The sequence below is a fragment of the Psychrobacter sp. FME13 genome (genome assembly GCF_014861395.1).
Classification (GTDB): domain Bacteria; phylum Pseudomonadota; class Gammaproteobacteria; order Pseudomonadales; family Moraxellaceae; genus Psychrobacter.
This window is the reverse complement of the sequence record NZ_RRYV01000301.1, coordinates 1-1,268: the sequence shown is the minus strand read 5'-3', so window position 1 is coordinate 1,268 and position 1,268 is coordinate 1. Positions and strand designations below refer to the sequence as shown.

Annotated in this window: 2 protein-coding genes; both read left to right on the top strand. The window is 44.6% G+C overall.

Going from position 1 to position 1,268, the window contains the following annotated elements; genetic code table 11:
* The first annotated feature begins 66 nt into the window (after positions 1–66).
* Entirely contained in the window at positions 67–378 is a 312-nt protein-coding gene (locus tag EI164_RS16180; RefSeq protein ID WP_058025686.1) for a transposase, read from the top strand.
* Positions 375–1,256: an IS3 family transposase gene (locus EI164_RS16175; protein ID WP_225739365.1), complete on the top strand. Its 882-nt coding sequence runs from the start codon at positions 375–377 to the stop codon at positions 1,254–1,256. The genes EI164_RS16180 and EI164_RS16175 overlap by 4 nt, the downstream gene beginning before the upstream one ends.
* The last annotated feature ends 12 nt before the right edge of the window (positions 1,257–1,268 follow it).

Genomic DNA, 1,268 nt, shown 5'->3' with positions numbered 1-1,268 from the left:
TGTAGTGGCATAATAAACTTGGACAGTGCATAAGAGGTTTATACTACCCCAAAGAAGGAAACTAGTATGACCAACAAACGCAACCAATATACCCGAGAATTCAAACTTGAAGCCATCAGCTTAGTCACTGATCACAACCGTAGCATCCCCGACGTTTCTGATTCACTTGGCATTGGCAAATCCACCTTACAGAAATGGCTGAGTCAGTACCGTCAAGAAATGGGTGGACAAGCACCTAAAGTCGGCAATGCCTTAACCGATGAACAGCGAGAACTCCAAGAACTGCGTAAACAAGTAAAACGGCTGACTATGGAGCGCGACATCTTAAAAAAGGCTTCAGCTCTGCTAGCCTTGGACAGTCTGAGCGATTATCGCTGATAAGTCAGCTGGCAGAGCAAGACAAACAGATGAGTAAAACTCAATTGTGTGACCTGTTTGGCATGGTTAAGAGTAGCTATTACTATGGCTTGCAGTCAAAGCCGATAAATATTGAAATGGTCAAGCTTAAAGCCTTAATATGCCAAATATTTAATGACTCAAAGCAATCAGCTGGCGCTCGCAGCATTGCTGCTATCTTGATGAATGAGCATGGCATTAAGCTGACACGTTACTTAGCTGCTAAGATTATGAGAAGTATGGGGCTCATCAGTTGCCAGCTAAAAACACATAAATACAAGCGAGCTGACGAAGAACACCAAGCTCATGACAATATACTGAACCGTAATTTTAGCCCATCAGCGCCCAATCAGGTCTGGACGGGTGATGTCACATATATTCGTATCAAAGGCGGCTGGTGCTACCTAGCGGTTGTTTTAGATTTATATGCCCGTCGTGTGGTGGGCTTTTCGGTGTCAGATTCCCCTGACAGCGTGTTGACAATCAAAGCGCTGCAAATGGCATATCAGACGCGCTTAAAGCCAAGTGGCGTGTTGTTTCACTCTGATCAAGGAACCCATTACACTAGCAAGAAGTTTGCTGAATCCGTGGCGAGTTGTGAGGGTATGACGCAAAGCATGAGCCGTCGCGGAAATTGTTGGGATAATGCGCCGACCGAAAGATTCTTCAGAAGCTTCAAAACTGAGTGGATGCCAAAGGGCGGTTATGAAGATATCGCTGAGGCTAAAAGCGCCATTGTTGATTATATCTGGGGCTATTATCAGTCCGTGAGACCGCATACTTTCAACGATTATTTGCCGCCAGCAGAAAAAGAGAGACGTTACTTTAATCAAAATCTCTTATCAGCTGTCCTAAATTAGTTGACCACTACA

Excerpts from the sequence above, each read along its gene's own strand:
- EI164_RS16180 (WP_058025686.1), top strand. The coding sequence starts at position 67 with ATGACCAACAAACGCAACCAATATACCCGAGAATTCAAACTTGAAGCC.